The 20,761-nt window shown below is 69.6% G+C and carries 16 protein-coding genes and 1 pseudogene; 14 read left to right on the forward strand and 3 right to left on the reverse strand.

The features are described 5' to 3' along the window. The first annotated feature begins 21 nt into the window (after nt 1–21). From QP089_RS29775 to QP089_RS29795, 5 genes are all read left to right on the forward strand, one after another. Nucleotides 22–1,566, forward strand: coding sequence for a sugar ABC transporter ATP-binding protein (locus QP089_RS29775; RefSeq protein WP_285915922.1), 1,545 nt, complete (start codon nt 22–24; stop codon nt 1,564–1,566). Beyond that, nucleotides 1,559–2,527 (forward strand): ABC transporter permease, encoded by a 969-nt coding sequence (locus QP089_RS29780; RefSeq protein ID WP_285915923.1) that lies wholly within the window; start codon nt 1,559–1,561, stop codon nt 2,525–2,527. The genes QP089_RS29775 and QP089_RS29780 overlap by 8 nt, the downstream gene beginning before the upstream one ends. After that, complete coding sequence (locus tag QP089_RS29785; protein ID WP_285915924.1) at nt 2,524–3,534, forward strand: ABC transporter permease; 1,011 nt, start codon at nt 2,524–2,526, stop codon at nt 3,532–3,534. The genes QP089_RS29780 and QP089_RS29785 overlap by 4 nt, the downstream gene beginning before the upstream one ends. Nucleotides 3,535–3,607: 73 nt before the next feature. After that, entirely contained in the window at nt 3,608–4,414 is an 807-nt protein-coding gene (locus QP089_RS29790) for a DeoR/GlpR family DNA-binding transcription regulator (RefSeq protein ID WP_446474097.1), read from the forward strand. 102 nt (nt 4,415–4,516) lie between these two features. Next, nucleotides 4,517–6,019, forward strand: a complete 1,503-nt coding sequence (locus QP089_RS29795) for a sugar ABC transporter ATP-binding protein (RefSeq protein ID WP_285915926.1) — start codon at nt 4,517–4,519, stop codon at nt 6,017–6,019. A gap of 49 nt (nt 6,020–6,068) precedes the next feature. Here QP089_RS29795 and QP089_RS29800 read toward each other — a convergent pair whose 3' ends face one another. Then, nucleotides 6,069–7,115, reverse strand: a complete 1,047-nt coding sequence (locus QP089_RS29800; protein WP_285915928.1) for a LacI family DNA-binding transcriptional regulator — start codon at nt 7,113–7,115, stop codon at nt 6,069–6,071. 13 nt (nt 7,116–7,128) lie between these two features. Beyond that, nucleotides 7,129–9,456: a beta-glucosidase family protein gene (locus tag QP089_RS29805; protein ID WP_285915930.1), complete on the reverse strand. Its 2,328-nt coding sequence runs from the start codon at nt 9,454–9,456 to the stop codon at nt 7,129–7,131. A gap of 451 nt (nt 9,457–9,907) precedes the next feature. Here QP089_RS29805 and QP089_RS29810 point away from each other — a divergent pair, with 451 nt between their 5' ends. From QP089_RS29810 to QP089_RS49065, 9 genes and pseudogenes are all read left to right on the forward strand, one after another. Then, nucleotides 9,908–11,221 (forward strand): substrate-binding domain-containing protein, encoded by a 1,314-nt coding sequence (locus QP089_RS29810; RefSeq protein ID WP_285915932.1) that lies wholly within the window; start codon nt 9,908–9,910, stop codon nt 11,219–11,221. Next, nucleotides 11,218–12,144, forward strand: coding sequence for a carbohydrate ABC transporter permease (locus QP089_RS29815; RefSeq protein ID WP_285915933.1), 927 nt, complete (start codon nt 11,218–11,220; stop codon nt 12,142–12,144). The genes QP089_RS29810 and QP089_RS29815 overlap by 4 nt, the downstream gene beginning before the upstream one ends. A gap of 43 nt (nt 12,145–12,187) precedes the next feature. Next, nucleotides 12,188–13,039 (forward strand): carbohydrate ABC transporter permease, encoded by an 852-nt coding sequence (locus QP089_RS29820; protein ID WP_285915935.1) that lies wholly within the window; start codon nt 12,188–12,190, stop codon nt 13,037–13,039. 1,013 nt (nt 13,040–14,052) lie between these two features. Next, nucleotides 14,053–14,238 carry a helix-turn-helix domain-containing protein gene (locus tag QP089_RS29825; protein WP_285915936.1) on the forward strand — a complete coding sequence of 62 codons (186 nt, stop codon included), beginning with the start codon at nt 14,053–14,055 and terminating at the stop codon, nt 14,236–14,238. A gap of 292 nt (nt 14,239–14,530) precedes the next feature. Then, nucleotides 14,531–16,015, forward strand: coding sequence for a glycoside hydrolase family protein (locus QP089_RS29830; protein ID WP_285915938.1), 1,485 nt, complete (start codon nt 14,531–14,533; stop codon nt 16,013–16,015). A 112-nt stretch (nt 16,016–16,127) separates the two neighbouring features. Then, nucleotides 16,128–16,187 carry a twin-arginine translocation signal domain-containing protein gene (locus QP089_RS48880; RefSeq protein ID WP_353070645.1) on the forward strand — a complete coding sequence of 20 codons (60 nt, stop codon included), beginning with the start codon at nt 16,128–16,130 and terminating at the stop codon, nt 16,185–16,187. A gap of 6 nt (nt 16,188–16,193) precedes the next feature. Next, nucleotides 16,194–17,291 (forward strand): glycoside hydrolase family 95 protein, encoded by a 1,098-nt coding sequence (locus tag QP089_RS29835; RefSeq protein WP_285915940.1) that lies wholly within the window; start codon nt 16,194–16,196, stop codon nt 17,289–17,291. Then, nucleotides 17,233–18,191, forward strand: a pseudogene (locus tag QP089_RS29840) (glycosyl hydrolase family 95 catalytic domain-containing protein); the annotation flags it as partial. The gene QP089_RS29835 and the pseudogene QP089_RS29840, both read left to right, overlap by 59 nt. A 54-nt stretch (nt 18,192–18,245) precedes the next feature. Then, the gene (locus QP089_RS49065; protein WP_446474100.1) at nt 18,246–18,560 is read left to right on the forward strand and encodes a glycoside hydrolase family 95-like protein; all 315 of its coding nucleotides are present in this window, start codon (nt 18,246–18,248) and stop codon (nt 18,558–18,560) included. 117 nt (nt 18,561–18,677) lie between these two features. Here QP089_RS49065 and QP089_RS29845 read toward each other — a convergent pair whose 3' ends face one another. Further along, nucleotides 18,678–20,708: a hypothetical protein gene (locus QP089_RS29845; RefSeq protein ID WP_285915942.1), complete on the reverse strand. Its 2,031-nt coding sequence runs from the start codon at nt 20,706–20,708 to the stop codon at nt 18,678–18,680. Nucleotides 20,709–20,761 lie beyond the last annotated feature (53 nt).

Here is a 20,761-nt window from a genome sequence, read left to right on the forward strand (position 1 = left end):
CGGCCGTGCGAGAGGAGTTACGTGACCGACAGCGAGCCTCTGCTGGAAGTCCGCGGCGTCGTCAAGCGCTTCCCGGGCGTGGTGGCGCTTGACAACGTCTTCGTGGAAATGATGCCGGGCGAGGTGCACGCTCTCGTAGGGGAGAACGGCGCCGGAAAGTCCACCCTGATCAAGGTGATGACCGGGGTCTACAGGCCGGATGCCGGGACGCTCCGGTTCGCCGGCCGGGACACCGCGTTCGCCTCTCCCGTCGACGCCCAGCACGCCGGCGTCCAGGCCATCCACCAGGAGATCGGGCTGGTGCCGTCCATGAGCGTGGCACGCAACCTGCTGCTGGGCCGGGAACCGCGTACCAGGCTCGGGCTGATCGACCATGGCGCCATGCGGCGGGCCGCCGCCGCGGCGCTCGAGTCCTACGGCGTCGACATCGACGTACGGCGGCCGCTGCGGTCGCTCGGGGTCGGAGCGCAGCAGATGGTCGCGCTGGCCCGGGCCGTCTCGGTCAAGGCCCGGCTCGTGGTGATGGACGAGCCCACCTCCTCGCTGGAGCCCAAGGAGGTGGCCACCCTGTTCGACGTCATCGGGCGCCTCCGCGAGCAGGGCATCGCAGTGATCTACGTCAGCCACAGGTTGGACGAGCTCTACCGGATCTGCGACCGGGTCACCGTTCTGCGGGACGGCCGAGTCGTCCACGGCGGGCCGCTCGCTGGACTGGATCGGTTGAAGCTGGTCTCGCTGATGCTCGGACGCGACATGGCCGAGGTGAAGGCCGAGGGGATGACCAAGTTCTCCGGGGCGCACGATACCGCCGGCGTCCAGCCGGTGGTCGAGGCGCGGGGGCTCAGCCGCCGCCATGTGCTGGACGGAGTGTCGGTGAGCATCCGGCCGGGCGAGGTGGTGGGCCTGGGCGGACTGCTCGGCGCCGGCCGCACCGAGACGGCCAAGGCCATCGCCGGCGCCCTGCCGCTGGACGACGGCCGGATCACCGTGGCGGGAACACCGATCCGGCGTGGCTCCCCCGCCGCCGCGGTCCGGGCGGGCGTCGCCATGCTCCCCGAGGACCGCAAGGCCGAGGGCATCGTCGCGGGGTTGTCGATCAGAGAGAACATCGCACTGGCCGCGCTGCCCCGGCTGTCGCGTGCCGGGGTCGTGTCCGAGGCGCGGATCGACCGCGTCGTCGAGACGTTCATGAAACGGCTGCGCATCAAGGCGACCGGCCCCACCCAGCGCGTCGCCGAACTGTCGGGCGGCAACCAGCAGAAGGTGCTGCTCGCCCGATGGCTGGCGACAGAGCCGAAGGTGCTGCTGCTGGACGAGCCGACCCGGGGCATCGATGTCGGCGCCAAGGCCGAGGTCCAAGCACTGGTCGACGAGCTGGCCGAAGAGGGGCTGGGAGTGTTGCTCATCTCCTCCGATCTGGAGGAGCTGGTCGAAGGGTCGGACCGGGTGACCCTGCTGCGGGACGGCACCGTGGTGGGAGAACTGCGGGGCGACGAGGTCACCGAGCACGGCGTGATGAGCGCCATCGCCGGACAGCATGAAGCCGAGGAGGCAGTCGATGGCTGAGGCCACCGCCGCTGCGGCCCGTAGCATCGATCGCGGCCGAGCCCTGGCCTGGTTGCAGGACTACGGCGTGTACGCCGCGATCGCGCTGCTGGTGGCCGTCAACGCGGTCATCACCCCGCACTTCTTGAGCACCGAGAACCTGCGCACCCAGCTCATCCAGGTGGCGCCGGTGGTCATCGTCTCGCTGGGGATGGCTCTGGTGATCGGGACGGAGGGCGTGGACCTGTCCGTGGGCTCGGTGATGGCGCTCGCGGCGGCGCTGCTGCCGCTGTACCTGGGGTACGGGGCGGTACCGGCCATCGTGGCCGCGCTCGCCGGCGGTCTCGTCGTCGGGCTCGTCAACGGATCGCTGGTCGCGTTCGTCGGTGTGCAGCCGATCGTCGCCACGCTCGCGCTGTTCGTGGGTGGGCGGGGGCTGGCACTGGTGATCGCGGGCGGGCGGCTCAAGGACATCCGCAACCCCGATCTCCTGGGACTGGGCTCCGGCGGCGTGGCCGGTGTCCCGGTACCGGTCCTGATCGCGGCCGTCCTCACCGTCCTGGTGATGGCGACGGTAAGGCGCACCACGTTCGGCCGGAGGGTGGTCGCCGTCGGCGGCAACCGGACGGCCAGCGAGCTGGCCGGCCTGCCGGTCAAGCGGATCCTTCTGCTGGTGTACGTCATCGCCGGGATCCTGGCGGCGGTGGCCGGCACGCTGGCGACGGCCCGCCTGCAGGCCAGCGATCCCTCTTCGCTGGGTCTGCTGATGGAGCTCTCCGCGATCACCGCGGTGGTGGTCGGCGGCACGCCGCTGAGCGGCGGCCAGGTCCGGGTGCTCGGCACCGTCGCCGGGGCGCTGCTCATCCAGCTCGTGCGGGCCACATTGATCAAACATGACATGCCGGACTCGATGGCACAGATGGTTCAGGCGGCGATCATCCTGGTGGCGGTGTACGCCGCCCGGGGACGGGGCGGGCGATGAACGTGACCGTGGCAAGTGCTCCTGAGGCGGCGATCTCGGCCGCCCGTCCGGACCGCCGCGAGCGCGTCTCCGGGCTGATCCAGCGGCACGGCGCGGCCGCCGTCCTGGTCCTGCTGGTGACGGCCGGATCGCTGCTGTTCGACAGTTTCCCCACGCACCAGAACCTCGGGAACATCGCCATCACCTCGGCGTTCCTGGCGATCGTCGCCCTGGGCATGACCTTCGTGATCATTTCGGGCGGCATCGACCTGTCGGTCGGCTCGGTGTTCGCCCTCGGCGGCGTGCTGGCCGCCTACGGTTCGCGCTGGGGGTCGGTGCCCGCGCTGCTCCTGGCTCTGGGGGTCTGCGGCGGGATCGGCCTTCTGCAGGGGGTGCTGATCGCTCGCGCTCGGATGGCGCCCTTCATCGTCACTCTGGCGGGCCTCCTCGGCGCTCGCGGCCTGTTGTTGTCGATCTCGAACGAGGGCGCCAAGACCTACCTCATCCCGCACGGGTCCGTGCTGGCCAAGGTGGGCCAGGGCGAGTTCTTCGGCCTGGGCTACCCGGTGTACGTCATGGCCGGGCTCTTCCTGGCCGGTGGAGTCGTTCTGCAGCGCACCGGGTTCGGCCAGGCGGTGTACGCGATCGGCGGGGCCGAGGACGCGGCCGGGCTGATGGGCGTCCGGGTGGCCCGCACGAAGATGATCGTTTACACCGCGTCCGGGCTGCTCGCCGGGCTCGCCGGGGCGCTGAACGCGGCCCGGTTGTCGTCCGGGGTGACGATCCTCGGCACCGGGATGGAGCTGGACGCGATCGCCGCGGTGGTGATCGGCGGAACCCTGCTGACCGGAGGTGTGGGCTACCTCAGCGGCACCGTGGCCGGTGTCCTGCTGCTCGGCGTGATCCAGAACATCATCAACCAGGTCGGCGACCTGAGCTCCTCCTACCAGCAGGTGGTCAGCGGGGCCTTTCTCGCCGTCGTGGTAGTGCTGCAGACCTATCTGAGCCGGCTCAACCGGTTGCGATGAGGCCGAGGCCGGGGGCGCACACGACCGACTATGATCGGTCATGTCCGGTTGCCGTCGCGTGGGCTGGGGAGACGTGAGCGACGTCCTGGGGTCCGACAGCCGCAAACCGGTCTTCGGCGCCGAGCGCCGCAAGCGGATCCTCGAGCTGCTACAGGCCAACGGCACGCTGTCGCTGCGCGAGCTCGCGGAGGCCGTTCAGTCCTCCGAGGTGACCGTGCGCCGCGACGTCCGCGTGCTGGAGGCCGACGGCCTGCTGGAACGCCATCACGGCGGGGCGTCGCTGCCAGGAGAACTGTCGTCGCGCGAACCCACCTACCTGCAGAAGTCACAGGTAGCCAGGGACGAGAAGACCGCCATTGCGGACCTGGCCGCCGCGCTGGTCCAAGACGGCGATGCCATCGTCATCGGGCCGGGGACCACGGCCCAGGCGCTGGCCCAGCGGCTGACCAACCACGGCGAGCTGGCCGTGGTGACCAACTCGCTGCTGGTGGCCCAGGCCCTGAGCGGCTCGCCGCGCATCGAGGTCGTCCTGACGGGCGGCACGCTGCGCGGCTCGATCCAGGCGCTGGTCGGCAGCGCCGCCGAACACGCCCTCGCCGAACTGCGCGTCCGCAGGGCGTTCATCTCCGGCAACGGGCTGACCGCGGAGCGCGGACTGTCCACCCCCAACCTCCAGGTCGCCAGCATCGACAAGGCGCTCGCGGCGGCCGCCGAGGAGGTGGTCGTGCTCGCCGACCACACCAAGATCGGAGTGGACGCCATGGTGCAGACCGTTCCCCCCGAACGCATCGACCATCTGGTCACCGGGGAGGACGCCTCACCGGAGGAACTCCATGAATTCAGTTCGCGGGGCGTCCGCGTCCACGTCGCGCGCGTATAGGCCCCGGCATGCCTCCCGGCAGCGGCCCGCCATCTGTTACCGACGGCGCCGTCGTGGTATTACCGGTGCGGTGACCGGCTCGGACCCACTGGGAGGTGCGTCGTGACGGAGAAGGTGCTCGACGCCGCCGGGATCGTCAAGTCCTTCGGGGGCACGGTCGCGCTCGACCATGTCTCCATCACGCTCGCCCGCGGCGAGATCCATGCCCTGGTCGGCGAGAACGGATCCGGCAAGTCCACCCTGGTCAAGGTGCTGTCGGGCGTCTTCCCCCCCGACGCCGGACTGCTGCGCAGCGGCGGGCGGCAGATGACGTTCGCCGATCCGTCCGACGCCCAGCGGGCCGGGATTCGCGCCGTCTACCAGGAAGACGACCTGATCGCTTCGCTGAGCCTGTCCCGCAACCTGTTCCTGGGCCGGGCGCCGCGTAACCGCCTCGGCCTGATTCAGCACTCGCGGATGAAGGAACGGGCCGCAGAGATCCTGCCGGCGTTCGGGGTCCACAGCGACGTTCGCCGGCCGCTCGGAGCGCTGGACGACGGCGCGCGCAAGCTGGTCGCGGTCGCCCGCGCGATCATCGCCGGCGCCCAGCTCGTCATCATGGACGAACCGACCGCATCGATGGGGCCCACGGACATCGAGTCGCTGTTCGCCGCGATCGACGCCTACCGCGCCGAGGGCGGCTCGGTGCTGCTCGTAAGTCACCGCCTCCCCGAACTGGAAGAGCTGTCGGACCGGATCACGGTCCTGCGTGAGGGCCGGGTCGCCCACACCGGGCCGGCGGACCGGATCGACCGGCGGACCCTGATCTCGGTCATGCTGGGCCGACGGCCGACGCTGGCCGTCCCAGCCCCGGCCGGCCCTCCGGAAACACCCACCGCCCCGCCGTACCTGCGCGCCATCGGGCTCACCCGGCGGCACGCGCTCAGCGATGTGTCGATCGAGCTGCGTGAGGGCGAGGTCGTCGGGCTCGGGGGGCTCCTCGGAGCGGGCCGCACCGAGACCGCCAAGGCGATCGCCGGCGCGCTCCCCCTGGACTCCGGGGAGGTGACGGTGGCCGGAGCACCGCTGCGGAAACGGTCGATCACCGGTGCCATCCGGGCAGGAGTCGGCCTCCTACCGGAGAACCGGACGGCTGAGGGCATCGTCCCGACACTGTCGGTCCGGGACAACATCGCGCTCGCCGCTCTGCCGCGCCTGTCCACTTTCGGCGTGCTCTCCAACGCCCGGATCGACCAGGTGGTGGACACCTTCATGCGGCGCCTGCAGATCAAGGCGCACTCGCCGCACCAGAAGGCCGGGGAGCTGTCCGGCGGCAACCAGCAGAAGGTGCTGCTCGCCCGCTGGCTGGCCACGCACCCGAAGGTGCTGCTGCTGGACGAGCCCACCCGCGGCGTCGACATCGGCGCCAAAGCCGAGCTCGCGGACCTATTGGACGAGCTGGCGGTCAACGGGCTGGCCATCCTGCTCATCTCCTCCGACCTGGAGGAACTGGTCAACAGCTGCGACCGGGTTGTGGTGCTTCGTGACGGCGCCGTCATCACCGAGCTGATCGGACGCGGAATCACCGAAGAGGGCATCATCTCCGCCATGGTGTCCGCCGGATGACCCTTCGCGGCACCGGGCCCCGGTGGTGAGTCCGCGAAGCCCCAGACCGTCAGAGCCCGGACGGTGGAGGGGCGGTCGAGCGCCGAACGACCAACTCGGTGGCGAGCTCGACGTGGCGGGACTCGAGCTCCTCGCCGGCGGCCAGGCGCAGCGCGGTCCGCAACGCGACACCCCCCATCTCCCGAAGGGGCTGGCGCACCGTGGTCAACGGCGGCGACGCGAGCCGGGCCACCTCGGTGTCGTCGAACCCCACCACACTCAGGTCCTGAGGGATGCGCAGCCCGCGGTCCCGGGCGGCCTCGATGACTCCCGCGGCGGTCTCGTCGCTTCCGGCGAACACGGCTGTCGGAGGTTGCGCCAGGTCGAGGAGTCCGGCTCCATGGGCGATCCCGTCCTGGTATGTGAAGTGCCCCGTTCGCACATAGTCGTCGGGGGCCGGCGCCTCGACCGCCTCCATGGCGGCGCGGTAGCCGTGCATCCGCGCCTGGTTGCATCCTGCGGTCGCCGGTCCGCCTATGTAGGCGATGCGACGGTGGCCGAGGGAGAGCAGGTGCTGCGTCGCGGCCATACCGCCGGCAAAGTTGGTCGACCCGACACTGGTCACACGCATGGGGGGCAGATTGAGCGGATCGATGACGACGAGCGGCAGACGCGCCCGCGCCAGAGCCGCGAGTTCCGCGCTCGTCAGCTCGCTCACCACGGCGATGACCGCTTCGCGGCCGCCCGCAGCCAGATCGCGGGCCCACTCGCGCGGGCGCTCCGCCCCGCCCCGCCCGCTCTCGGAACGCATGCTGACGGCGATCGCCACCCCGGCCCGTGCACCGGATTCCAGAACCCCCTGGAGGATTTCGGTGGCGTAGGCGTTGAGGTCACCGGCGAACATCAGCTCGACCCTCGCTGTCGCCGGGGACCGTCCGGCCGACCGGGGCCGCCGTCGAACGTAGGCGTGCTGCTGGAGGTACGACTCGACGAGCGCCCGGGTCTCCGGCCCCACATCGGCCCGGCCGTTCACCACCTTCGACACCGTGGCCACGGAGACACCCGCGGAGGCGGCGACCGTCGCCAGCGTGGCACGCTCGTCCTTGGGCGGCGGCATACGAACCCCTCTCCTATGCGCCGGCACTGACGGGGGCCGGGACGACGTCCACCGGTGTGACCAGCCGGCGGTCGGAGCCCACCACGCGCAACGGGCCGGTCAGCCGAACTGTACCGCGACAGGGCAGCTCGGCCGCCGAGGTCCCGGCGAGCACCTCCAGCTCTCCTGGCTCGACGACACGCGTGAAATCCCGGCCGGTGAACGCGGTCCGGTCGGCGTGCAGGTGGAACCGCACTCGCACCTCGTCACCGGGATCCAGCCGCACCCGCGTGAAACCCGCCAGCTGCCGTACGGGCCTCACGACCTGGGCAAGGGCATCCCGCAGATAGAGCTGGACGATCTCCTCGCCCGGCCTCGATCCGGTGTTCCGAACCCGCACGGAGATCGTCACCTCGCCGTCGGTGGGCACCTCGGTGTCGCTGATCCACAGATCGTTCACCTCGAAGCTGGTGTAGGAGGCCCCGTGGCCGAACGGGAACAGCGGAGTCGGGTCGAGGGAGCTGATGTCGGTGTTCCCGGCGCCGAGCCGCGGTTGGAGATAGGTCCCCGGCTGGCCTCCCGGGTTCCGAGGGATCTGTACAGGAAGCTTGCCGCTCGGCTGGACACGGCCGGAGAGAACGCCGGCGATCGCGGCACCGCCCTCCTCCCCCGGCATGAACGCCTGGACCAGGCCGGCGGCCCGGGCGTGCACGCCCCCGAGCGCGTAGGGGCGACCGGTCACGACGACGACCACCACCGGCGTTCCTGTTCCCAGCAGCTCGGTGAGCAGATCCTCCTGGACCCCGGGCAGCCGGAGGTCTTCGGCGTCGCAGCCCTCGCCCGATGAGCCCTGTCCGAACAGGCCCGCGAGGTCGCCGACGAAGGCCACGCACAGGTCGGCCGACCGGGCCGTGGCCACGGCCGCTGCGAAGCCGGACCGGTCTGCGCCGCGCACCTGGCAGCCCTGCTCGTAGACGATCTCCGTATCCGGCAGCTCCGCGCGCAGGGCGTCGCTGGCGGTCCGCACCTCGATGCCGAGGCCACGGCCGGGGAAGTGCGGCAGGACGTGGTTGGGGAAGGAATAGCAGCCCATGAACGTCCTCGGGTCCGCTGCACAGGGCCCGATGACGGCCAGGCGGCCGAGAGCGGGACGGTCTGGTCCGGCCAGCGGCAGCGCCGAACCGGCGTCGAGAAGGATTACGGACCGCTCTGCCACCTCCAGGGCAAGAGCACGGTTGGCGGGAGAGTCGAGGTCGGTGCTCGCCGCGCCGGCCACCGAACGCTCCGGCGTCCAGTCCGGATCGAGCAGCCCGAGTCGCGCCTTCTGGGTGAGCAGGCGCCGGGCGGCCCTGTCGACGAGGTCCTCAGGCACCTCACCGCGCCGCACCCTCTCCACCAGCCCGGAACCGTACCCGAGGGTGTCGGGAAGCTCCACGTCGACGCCCGCGGCGAGGGCCTGGGCGGCGGCGGCGTCGAGGTCGGCTGCGGTGCCGTGCATGGTCGCCAGGAAGGGTACGGCCCAGTAGTCGGACACGACCGTCCCGGTGAACCCCCACTCTTCCCGCAGCAACTCGGTGAGCAGCCAGGAGTCCGCGACCGCGGGCACCCCGTCCACGTCGGCATAGGAGTTCATCACCGAGTCGGCACCGGCGACCCGCACGGCCGTCTCGAACGGCGGCAGCACGATGTCCATCAGCTCGCGCCTGCCCATCGACACGGGCCCGTGGTTGCGCGCCGCCCGTGAGGCGGAGTACCCGGCGAAGTGCTTCAGGGTGGCGATCACTCCTGCGCTCTGCAGGCCCTGGACATAGGCCGCACCGAGCATCGAGACCAGGTAGGGGTCCTCGCCCATGGTCTCCTCGACGCGACCCCAGCGGTAGTCACGCACCACGTCCAGTACCGGCGACAGGCCCTGGTGCACGCCCACCGCGGCCATGTCCCGTCCGATCGCGGCGGCCATCCGCTCGATCAGGTCGGGGTCGAACGTCGCCCCCCAGGCGATCGCCGCCGGATACACCGTCGCGCCATAGGTGGTGAAGCCGGTGAGGCATTCCTCGTGCACGATGGCCGGGATGGGCAGACGCGAGCCCTCCAGGACGATCCGCTGCTGCCGGACCAGCTCCGCGGCGCCCCCGGTGACAGTGACCGGAACGCCGCCGTAGACCCGAGTGAGGTGGCCGAGCCCGTGGCGGCTCGCATCCTCCAGCGGGACCGCGCCTGATGCCGCGAAGATGTCCTGCATCGGCGCAACGTTGGCGTCTCGCCCGGTCCCGGTGGCGTCCTCGGTAACGGCGTCGGCGTCCTGCATCTGGTTGCGAACCCACCGGCTGCCGAGCTGGGCCACCTTCTCCTCAAGGGTCATCTGCCGCAGAAGGACTTCGACTCTGTCGGAGATCGGAAGCGCCGTGTCCTGCCACGGCGGCGTTTCCGGTCTCGCTGAGGGGTTCTGGTCAAGTGTCGCCACAGAGGGCCTCCCTACGAAAACTGCACGAAATTTTCGCGACCCGATCGCCAGTTGTTTCGAGTCGAGCTTGAACGCGTCGGCTCTGCCTCCACCCAGGAGCTGCCAGGCAGCGTTGCGGCTCTTACCCTGACCCAACGCCTGGGAACACCGCAACCCCTTGACACGGCACCTTCGCACTTCTACGTTGGCCGACAATTCTTCGTGAACTTGCGAAACATCGGCCGAAAATCGTGCAGCCAGACGCGAGACCGCCCGGGCACGCGGTCGGCCATCTGTTTCAGACGATCGACTCGCCGCGGGAACCGCCGCGGCTCCCCGAGTGCGGGAGGTCAGCGTGGATCGCACCACGATGTCTCGACGGAACTTCCTCAACCTGGCCGCGGGCGCGACCGCCGGGGCGGTGCTCTCCGGCTGCGGCAGCTCCGGCCCGAAAGGCACGGGCGGTGGTCCCGGCGCGGCCAGCTACTGGTACCTCAGCGGCCAACCCGACGAGGGCGTCCGCACACACACCCTGGAGCGCTTCAACAAGGCCAATCCCAAGACCCAGATCAAGGGCACGACGTTCGAGAACGACGCCTACAAGACGAAGATCAAGACGGCCATCGGCGCCGGGCAGGCCCCGACCATCATCTGGGGCTGGGGCGGCGGCGGGCTGAAGAGCTGGGTACAGGCCGGTCAGGTCGAGGACCTCACCTCCTGGTTCGCCCAGAACCCCGCCGTCAAGAACCGCCTGCTGGACTCCGCCTTCGCCGCCGCGACGGTCGGCGGCAAGATCTACGCGATGCCCGCCGAGCAGGTCCAGCCCGTCGTGCTCTACTACAACAAGAAGACCTTCGAGAAGATCGGTGCCCAGCCCCCGCAGTCCTGGGGCGACATCATGAACCTGGTACCCAGGTTCAACGCCCGGAACATCGCGCCGTTCTCGCTGGGCGGTCAGTCGCGGTGGACCAACATGATGTGGGTCGAGTACCTCTTCGACCGCATCGGTGGCAGCGAGGTGTTCCAAGGGGTCCTCGACGGCACCAGGAACGCCTGGTCGCACCCGGCCGCCATCGAGGCACTCACCAAGGTGCAGGAGCTGGTCAAGGCCCACGGCTTCGTCAAGGGCTTCTCCTCCATCACCGCCGACACCAACGCCGACCAGGCCCTGCTGTACACCGGCAAGGCCGCGATGATGCTGCACGGCTCGTGGACCCACGCGAGCATGGCCACCGACGGAGGCGACTTCGTCTCCGGCGGCCATCTCGGCTACATGAGGTTCCCGGCCGTCGAGGGCGGCAAGGGCGACCTGAGCGTCGCGATCGGCAACCCCGCCCAGTACCTGTCGGTCTCGTCGAAGGCCACCGCCGCGCAGAAGGACATCGCCAAGAAGTTCTTCGCCACCGCGGTGCTCTCCGACGCGGAGGTCAAGGAGTGGATCGGCAACGGATCGGTGCCGATCGTGAAGGGCATCCAGAGCCAGTTCGCCTCCTCCAAGGACCCCGGTTTCCTGAAGTTCGTCTACGACACCAGCAGCAACGCCAAGACCTTCGTGCAGTCCTGGGACCAGGTGCTGAGCCCCGCGGCCGCCGAGAAGCTGCTGGACAACATCGCCAGGCTCTTCCAGCTGTCGATCTCGCCCCAGCAGTTCGCCTCGAACATGAACCGGGCCATCGGGCAATGACCACGGTCGCTCCGCACGCCGCGCGCAGCACGTCCTCCGCCCGTTCCCGTGCCGGGCAGGGCCGGTCGGTGGCCTGGATGGCGCTGCCCGCGCTTGCGGTCTTCGTCGTGTTCGCCGTCGTCCCGCTGCTCGGGGTGCTGCTGCTCAGCTTCACCTCGTGGGACGGGATCGGGGCGATCCACATGGCCGGCCTGTCCAGCTGGCGCGCCGTCCTCACCGACCCCGGACTGCCGCACGCCCTGTGGGTGACCTTCCTGGTCATGGCGATGTCGTGGGCGGTACAGACGCCGCTGAGCGTCCTCATCGGTGTGTTCCTGGCAGGCCGCCAGCGCTACCGCGGGTTCCTGGCGGTGCTGTACTTCCTCCCGCTCCTGCTGAGCTCGGCGGCCATCGCCATCGTCTACAAGGCGCTGCTGGACCCCAATTTCGGTGTCGGTCCGGGGCTGGGCATCCCGCTGCTGGCACAGGACTGGCTGGGCCGGAGCAACCTGGCCTTCGGTGTTGTCATCTTCGTGGTGTCGTGGCAGTTCATCCCGTTCCACTCGCTCATCTACCAGGCCGGGGTGCGGCAGATACCGGTCTCGATGTACGAGGCGGCGCAGATCGACGGGGCAGGCCGGCTACGGCAGTTCTTCAGCATCACCCTGCCGCAACTGAAGTACACGATCATCACGTCGTCGACGCTGATGGTCGTCGGGTCGCTGACGTTCTTCGACCTCATCTTCGTGCTCACCGAGGGCGGCCCGGGCGATGCCACCCGCGTGCTCGCGCTCGACATGTACAAGCGCGGTTTCCAGGCCGACCTGATGGGACCGGCGAGCGCGATCGCGGTCATCCTGGTGCTCGTCGGCCTCGCGCTGGCTCTGCTCCTGCGGCGGCTGGGCGGCCGCGGCGCGCGCACCAGCCTGCTGGAAGGGGCATGACATGGTGACGAAACAGGCCACCCGTCCCAGGGAGGGAGCGCACGTGCGGACACGGCGACGGCCCGCCCGGCGCGGTCACGATCGGCCGAACTGGCTGGGTGGTGCGGCCGGATGGCTCTGGCTCGCCGTCGTCGTGCTCCCCATTTACTGGGTCGTCATCACCAGCTTCAAGACACAGAGCACCTTTTTCGACACCAACCCGCTGGCGCCGCCCGACCACGCCACCCTGGAGAACTACCGGCTCGTCCTCAGATCGCAGTTCCCCCGCTACTTCCTCAACAGCGTCATCGTCGCCCTGGGCACGGTCGTGCCGGCCGTCCTGGTCTCCTTCATGGCGGGCTACGCCATCGTGCGAGGCGGCCGGGGGCTGTTCCTGCGGTCGGTCAACACGCTGTTCCTGGCCGGCCTGGCGATCCCGCTGCAGGCGACGGTCATCCCCATCTACCTCCTCATCATCCGGCTGCACCTCTACGACACTCTGCTGGCGATCATCCTGCCGTCGATCGCCTTCGCCATCCCGCTGTCGGTCCTGGTCCTGTCCAGCTTCATCAGCGACATCCCCCGCGCTCTCTTCGAGTCGATGCGGGTGGACGGCGCCACCGAGTGGCGCATCCTGTGGAGCCTGGCGTTCCCCCTGACCCGGCCGGCCATGGTCACCGTGGCCGTCTACAACGGACTCACGGTCTGGAACGGATTCCTGCTGCCACTGATCCTCACCCAGAGCCCCGCCCAGCGCACGCTGCCGCTGGCGTTGTGGACGTTCCAGAGCCAGTACGACGTCAACGTGCCGGCGATCCTGGTGGCGGTCGTCCTGTCGACGCTGCCGATTCTCGTTCTGTACGCGATGGGCCGCCGCCAGTTGCTGAGCGGGTTGACCGCGGGATTCAGCAGATGAGAGCCGGGCCGGCACGCCACCGGAAGACCCGCTGGTCTTTCGCCGACGCGGCCTCCGGTTTACTCCTTCACCGGCCGTTCGCTCGCGCGCACCACCCGCGAGTGGATTGAGATCGTTGAACCGACGCAGGCCATCCGTGCGTGGCGGTATGGGTGGCCTTCAACGAGAGCTGGGGCGTCCCGCACGTCGCGCATTCCGCCGCGCAACGCAACGCCGCACACCTTGTACCACCTGCTCAAGACCCTGGATCCGGCGCGGCACGTGCTCGAAAGCGACGGTGTGAGTACGTGTCTGGCGACCTGCTGGGAATCCGCCCTCGACGCCACCCGCCCACCGTGCCGGTTCTGCTCAGCGGGTTCGGAGGCGTCGCCCACGCACCCGGCCGTCCCGCCGCCTGGGCCGGCTACAAGGACCATCAGCACGCCCGAGCAGCTCCCTGAACGGCTCGAGGCGCTGCTCACCACCGTGCATGCTGCCGATGGCCTGGCCGGGTCCGCTATGCCCAGCTCACCCGACACCGCCCAGTAACGCAATGGACTGCTCACCGAGGACCGCAAACCCAAGGCCGACCCGGACCTGATCGCGCGCATCATGAGCGGCCGGAACGGATCGCGGGCGTGACCGCGACCCCGGGTCTTCCGGATCAGCGGGAACAGCTCGGCCACCCGCGCGTGCCGGTCGGACACGGGCCGGGTCACGCGCACTACCCGGCCGACCAGCGTCGGCGTCATGGTGGGTGAAAGGATTCAATAACACTCTTTTGATCAGCCACGTAGAAGGCGTGATTTACGAGGGACGACGGCTCCGTGACTCCGTTCCTCTATTGAAACGGCTCAACTAGGATGCCTCAACGATCGCTTCTCGGTGCGGGCATCCGCGCGATGCCCAGGGTGGATTCCACGATGGGTGAGCACTTCGTATCGCAGCGAACGAGCGGCCAGGGCCGACGGCGGCCCGTGACGGGAATCCGGCGGCCGTGCGACTGCTCCCGGCACCCCGCCGCGGCGTCCCTGATGAATCCGGACGAGTTGCGGATGATCGCACTGTTCGCCGAAGGTCTGCCCATCGACGCCATCGCGCGGCGGATGGACGTCTCCGAGCGCACGATCCGACGACGGATGCGCAGAATCTGCGACCGCCTTGACGTTCAGGCCGGAATCCAGGTCGCCATCTGGGCCGTCCGGCACGGCCTGATCTGAGTCCCCGCGGAGGAGGGACCGGAACCCGCCCGAGCGGGTCGACCGACCCGAGCAGCGCTCACGCGACCACGTGGACCAGGCGGCTGAAATGTTTCACTCAGCGCCCGCCCGAGTGGGAGCGTATGCGCCAGCGGTGTCGACATCGAAGGTGGCTGTACACGGGCGATAGAGCACTCACGACGGTGTCCGAGAACGGACATTCGCCTTGAACCCATTCAGTCTGCGGCTTATGAAGGGAGCACCGTTCACCTCGATCGGGTTCTCCCACGAACCCCCGCCCCCGAGAGAGAAGATGGACATGCGCCCGCCCAGACGTCTGATCGGTGCCCGTTCCGGGCTGGCACTGCTGGCCTTGCTCGCCATCGCCGTGGTCGTGCCCGGCGCCGTCACGCATGCGGACACCTCGGACACCGGCATCACGGTCTCCCACCTCGACAACGGCGCCAATGCGTACGACTACACGCCGACAGTGATCCAGCAGGGATCGGTCCAGCGCATCTGGTGGTGCGGCCAGAATGCCAACCCCAATCCCCCTGGCCAGCAGACCGACACGATCCTCTACGCCACCCATGACACCCGCACCGGCGCGCAGAGCGATCCGGTCACGGTGCTCGGCCCCACCGCCGGGGCCTGGGACCAGGTCTTCACCTGCAACCCGGGCGTGGTGGGCGGCGTGTTCAACAACCCACTCGGCGATGGTGTCACCTACACCCTCGCGATGTACTACGTGGGCACCGCGCAAGGCGACGGGAGCGCCAACTCGATCGGTGTCGCCTTCTCCAATGACGGAATCACCTGGAAGAAGGACCCGACCCCCGTCATTACCGCCGCCAACCCTGCGCCCGGCGCCTACGGCGTCGCCCAGCCGACCCCCTACAACGGCGACGGCCGAGCCGGCATCCACCTGGTGTTCTGGGACACCACCGCCGGGCACTACTACCGCGTCACCTCCTCAGACGGCGTGCACTTCGGCGCCCGTGGCCAGGTCAGTGAGAACGGCTGGCCGTACCCGAGCAACGGCACCTTCGCCTACGACTCGCAGACCGGCTTCTGGTACACGGCCATGGAGATCGATCTCCGCGCGAAGGCCACCACCGGGGGCGTGGCAGAGCGGGAGGCCTACTCCTACACCCTGTACCGCATCCCCGCCGCGGGCTTCACCAGCGGCGGCACCTGGACCCAGCTGACCACGGTCGACACCGACCGTACCGGTTACGAGCTTAATTTCATCCCGTCGATGGTCCGAGACGGCTACGGCAACATCAACACCGGCGACTACCCGAACGTCACGATGTACTACGGCGCCAGCAACCCGCGCACCGCGCCCGATGCCTCCCCCGCCCAGGCCGGAACCAGTGCCGATCCAAACCAATGGGACCTCAAGGCCATCACCTGGCGTCCGGGCCACCCAGAACTTCCGCTGGTGCGGTACTACAGCGCCGCGCTGCACACGCACGTGGTCAGCACCGGTTGGGTGGCTACAAGCACATTCCGGGCGGAGGCGCGGCTTGCCTCGCTGTACGAGGCCCCACAGCCGCAGGCTGGTCGCGCCTTGTACGCCTGCAAATCCGGTTCGACCGACTACTTCCTTTCCCCCGACCCGGCCTGCGAGGGCCAGCGTCAGCTCGGCCTGGACGGATACGCCGCGGCGAGCCCGTCGTCTGGTGTGACGGTGCCGTTGTACCGCTGTTTCTCCGGAGTCGACCACTTCGTCAGCACCTCCGCGGACTGCGAAGGGAGCAGGCGGGAGTCGCTGCTCGGCTATGGGGCAGGCTGAGCCCGCTTTGCCGCCACCGTGCCATGCCTGCTGGACCGGTGATCCGCGTGGTCAAGCAACCCGATGATGCCCGACGCCCGCCGGTGCGGGAGGTGCGAACCGAATCATGGAGATGTCCGAACTCAGCCGACGCGACCTACTCAAGATCAGCGCGGGCGTGACCGCCGGGTAGGCCGCGATGAGCTTCCCGGACGCTGGGGCCGTTCAAGCGTCCCTGCCGCTGGGAGGTCCAAGGGCGGCCGATGACGCGCTCAAGCTCTGGTACGAGCAGCCCGCGGCGCAGTGGCTGGAAGCGCTGCCGATCGGGAACGGACGGCTGGGCGCGATGGCGTTCGGCGGCACCGATAAAGAGACCCTCCAGCTCGACGAGCACAGTGTGTGGGCAGGCCGGCCCCTTGTCTACGACAACCCCGACGGTCTTGCCGCGCTGCCGGAGATCCGCAGGCTGGTGTTCGGCGGGCAGTGGTCGCAGGCCCAGCAACTGGTCGATCAGCGCTTCATCGGGCTTCCGGCGGGCCAGATGCCCTACCAGCCGGTTGGGAACCTCACCCTCACCTTCCCGTTCTCGGGCGACGTGAGCCGCTACCGCCGCGAACTCGATCTCGAGACCGCCATCGCCCGCACCACGTATGCGCGCGACGGCGTGCGCCACACTCGAGAGATCTTCGCCAGCGCTCCCGACCAGGTCATCGTCATCAGGCTGGGCACCGACCGTTCGGGGGCGCTGTCGTTCACCGCCGCCTTCGACAGCCCGCAGCAGTCCGGCAGCAGCGCGATCGACGACCGTACGATCGCGCTCGACGGTGTCAGCGGCACCGCGAAAGGCATCGAGGGCGGCGTCCGGTTCCGCGCCCTGGTCCGCGCCATCAACGAGAACGGCCACGTGACGACGGACGGCGGTGCCCTCCGCGTCCAGGGCGCGACCACGGTCACCCTGCTCGTGTCGATCGGCACCAGCTATCGCAACTACCACGACCTGAGCGGCGACCCGGCAGCTCAGGCCGGTGGTCACCTCGCGGCCGCCACCGCGCGGCCGTACGACGGGTTGCGCGGAGATCACGTCACCGATCACCAGCACCTGTTCCGCCGGGTGGAGCTCGATCTCGGCACCTTGGACGCCGCGGTGCTGCCTACCGATCAGCGGGTCGCGGGTTTCGCGTCCGGCAACGATCCGGCGCTGGTCGCCCTGCACTTACCAGTTCGGGCGGTACCTGCTCATCGCCTCGTCCCGGCCGGGCGGTGGCCAGCCGGCGAATCTGCAGGGCCTGTGGAATGACTCGATGAGTCCGCCGTGGGACTCCAAGTTCACCGCCAACATCAACCTCGAGATGAACACTGGCCGACCGCACCGGCCAACCTGATCGAGTGCTACGAGCCGCTGTTCGACCTGATCTCAGACCTGTCGGTGACCGGCGCCCGGACCGCACGGACGCAGTACGGCGCCGACGGCTGGGTCTGTCACCACAACACCGATGGCTGGCGGGGCACCGCACCGGTCGACTTCTCCCTTTCCGGAATGTGGCCGAGCGGTGGAGCCTGGTTGTGCCGGAGCCTGTGGGACCACTACGAGTTCACCGGAGACAAGGAGGCGCTGGGAAGGCACTATCCGCTCATGAAGGGCGCCGCCCAGTTCTTCCTGGACACGCTGGTCACCGAACCGACGCACAACTGGCTGGTCACCAATCCGTCGGTGTCCCCCGAGGTCGCGCACCACGCCGCCGAAGGCGCCTACATCTGCGCGGGCCCTACGCTAGACATGGAACTGCTGCGCGACCTGTTCGACGCCTGCGTCCAGGCCTCCGAGATCTTGCAGGTGGACGCGGCCTTCCGCGACCAGGTCGAGGCCGCTCGCGCGCGCCTGGCTCCGCTGCAGATCGGCCACTTGGGCCAGCTCCAGGAATGGCTGGAGGACTGGGACGCCTCCGCCGATCTGCACAACCGGCATGTCTCCCACCTCTACGCGCTGTTTCCCAGCGACCAGATCACCCCCGGAGGGACGCCGGACCTGTGGAAGGCCGCGCGCACCTCGCTGGAGATGCGCGGCGACGACGGGACCGGATGGTCGCTGGCGTGGAAGATCAACCTCTGGGCGAGGCTGCTCGACGGCGAGCACGCCTACCGGCTGCTGGCCGGCTTGCTGACGCCCGACCACACGGCGCCCAACCTGTTCGACCTGCACCCGCCGTTCCAGATCGACGGCAACTTAGGGGCGGTGTCCGGTGTCACCGAGATGCTGCTGCAGAGCCACGCCGGAAGGATCCGCCTGCTGCCCGCGCTGCCCGCGGCGTGGCCCAGTGGCCGGTTCCGGGGCCTGCGGGCCCGTGGCGGGCTCAGCATCGACGCGTCCTGGCACGATGGCCGGGCGACGGAGTTCTGCTTCTCGGCCGCCCATGGCAGGTCCGTGAAGCTGCAGAGCCCGATGTTCTCCGGCCGGTTCGAGGTGGTCGACACCACCGGCGGGCGCGTCACCGTGCGCGGGGAGGGCGCCGATCGCATCGAGATCGACCTGCTGGCCGGCCACTGCTACCGCGCCCACCCGGTGTAGGCGCGGTCCCCCGATGAGCGGGTCGGCGCGAACATCACTGTGCGGTACTTGCACGGAATCACCTCGACGATCCCGATCAAGATCACCGACTGAGTGAAGGCGTGCGAGCCGAAGGAGTCAACGGGCAGGGTATTCGCGGCCCCGGACGATCTGGTCGGACACGTTGACCAGGAAGTGGCCGAACAGGCCGGAGACCGGATCGCCGTCACCGTCCATCGACAGCTGGATGAACCGCGTGCGGTTCCCCGGCAGCGGCACCGGCAACACCATGGGGTGCGGGATCCAGCCGCTCGGGTGCGGGGCGTCGAGGGTCCCGACGAGCCGGGTGTCGAGGCCGTACACGCGATAGTCGGTTCCGCTACTGGTCAGGATGTACCAACGGGTGCCGATCCGGCATACCTTCGTTCCCTCGTAGTACACCCCGCCGTTGTCGTTGGCGCCGACCGGCACCGGTTCGGCGAACGCGTCGTCGGTGAAACGGTAGGCGGTGGTACGGCCGCCGTCGGACACGGCGAGCCACCAGGTGCCGTCGATGCGGACCGGGTATGGGTCGATGCCTCGTGCCACAGGGCGGGACGGGACGATGTGGACGCCGTGCAGCACGTCCGAGCGTGCGGCCGCGTAGCCGGTCACCCCCTCGTTGAAGATGTCGTAGTCGCCGAACGTGACCGCCATGACGCGGGATCCCTCGGCCGGGTCGTGGATGACGCGTCCCGCATGGTCGCCGAGCACCTCCTGGTCACGTGCGACGAAGATCTTGCCGACCTCCTCCAGGTTCCGGTAGTCGGCGAGGTCCATCCGGAACACGCCCATGTGCGCGGCCGGGATGCCGCCGGCGAGCCCGCTGTTGGTGAGCGTGAAGTAGAGCTTGCCGCCCCGGATGTAGGGGGCGCCGTCCGGGGCGGACACGATGACCGGGTCCCGGATGCCGGCCTGCCCGAAGTAGCCGGCCTCCACCCGGCCGAGGGTGATCGTGCCGCGGTCCGCCCGCACGCCGATCGTGTTGCGGTAGGCCGCCAGCAACTCCGCCGCGGTCTCCGCCGCGGGGAACCGCACCCGGATCGTGCGGTCCCCTTCGGCGGGGGCGCCGTTCCGGTACGCCCGGCCCCACGAGATCGCATCGGTGCTGCTGCTCCACCATGCGACGGGGCCGTCCGGCTCGGACTGCTCCAGGTAGTAGGTACCGGGCGGAAGCGGGGTGTCGGCGGTGAGGAACTGCCAGGCGTTGTCCGGGATCCCGGTCAGCCGGCGCCGGGTGATCAGGGCGCCGTCGGGACCGTCCCGGTACAGCGACAGCGTGACCGACGAGTCGGTGGTCTGGTAGGTGGGGAACATGCCGCCGACGCCGGTGAAGGGCCGGTCGACGGTGAACAGCTGGCCCAGCGTCCCGCCGGCCGGCACCTTGGGGGCGGTGTCGAAGGTGGTGTTCGCGATGCTAGGGCCGATTCCCCGCAGGTCGAGCGCGTCGGCGGTGACCGCTCCGGTGAGCACCCGCCAGCCGCTGCCCTCGTCGGCGAGAACGTTGCTGCCGGGGCCGGTCATGGTGAACGCCAGCCGGAACGGTGGGGCGAGTTTCACCTTCACCCGACCGAACGTCCGCACCGTTCCGTTCGCGGAGACGTCGAGGCCCGCCTCGCCGGACGCGTGGTCGTACCAGCCCATGATGTAGTCGCCCGCGTCACGTGCGAGCCCGGCCAGCACGGTGTCGTGATCGGTGCTGCCCGACAGCGAGCGGACGTCGGCGATCACACCGGTGTAGGGCGCCCGCTGTCCGGTGTCGGAACGGAGCAGGGTGAAGAAGGCGGTGTCCGCGCCGGCCGTCAGGGAGCCATCGCCGATCCGCACCGATGCCGCGGCCAGGTCCGGGTCCGGTTGCAGCATCTGGTAGCGGCGCTCGTCCCGACGGAAGTGGTCGTCGAGCTGCCGCAGGTTCGGCGAGACGATCGAGTACGGCGCCATCTTCGCGGCAGGCGAGAACGTCAGGTCGGCCGGGCGCAGGGTCGCCACGTCCAGTTGACCCGGGGGCGCCGCGGACGCCCGGCCGCCGGTCAGGGCCGAGCCGGCCGCCGCCCCGGCACCGGCGGCCATCGCCCGCAGCACGCTTCGGCGGCTCGGCGCGCGCCGGGCATGGAAACTCTCGTCGTTCATCGGATCCTCCCACCGGCCGAAGGCCGTCGTGAATGGCCGTTGGCGGCCCGCCG

Source organism: Actinomadura opuntiae (genome assembly GCF_030283205.1).
GTDB lineage: Bacteria > Actinomycetota > Actinomycetes > Streptosporangiales > Streptosporangiaceae > Spirillospora.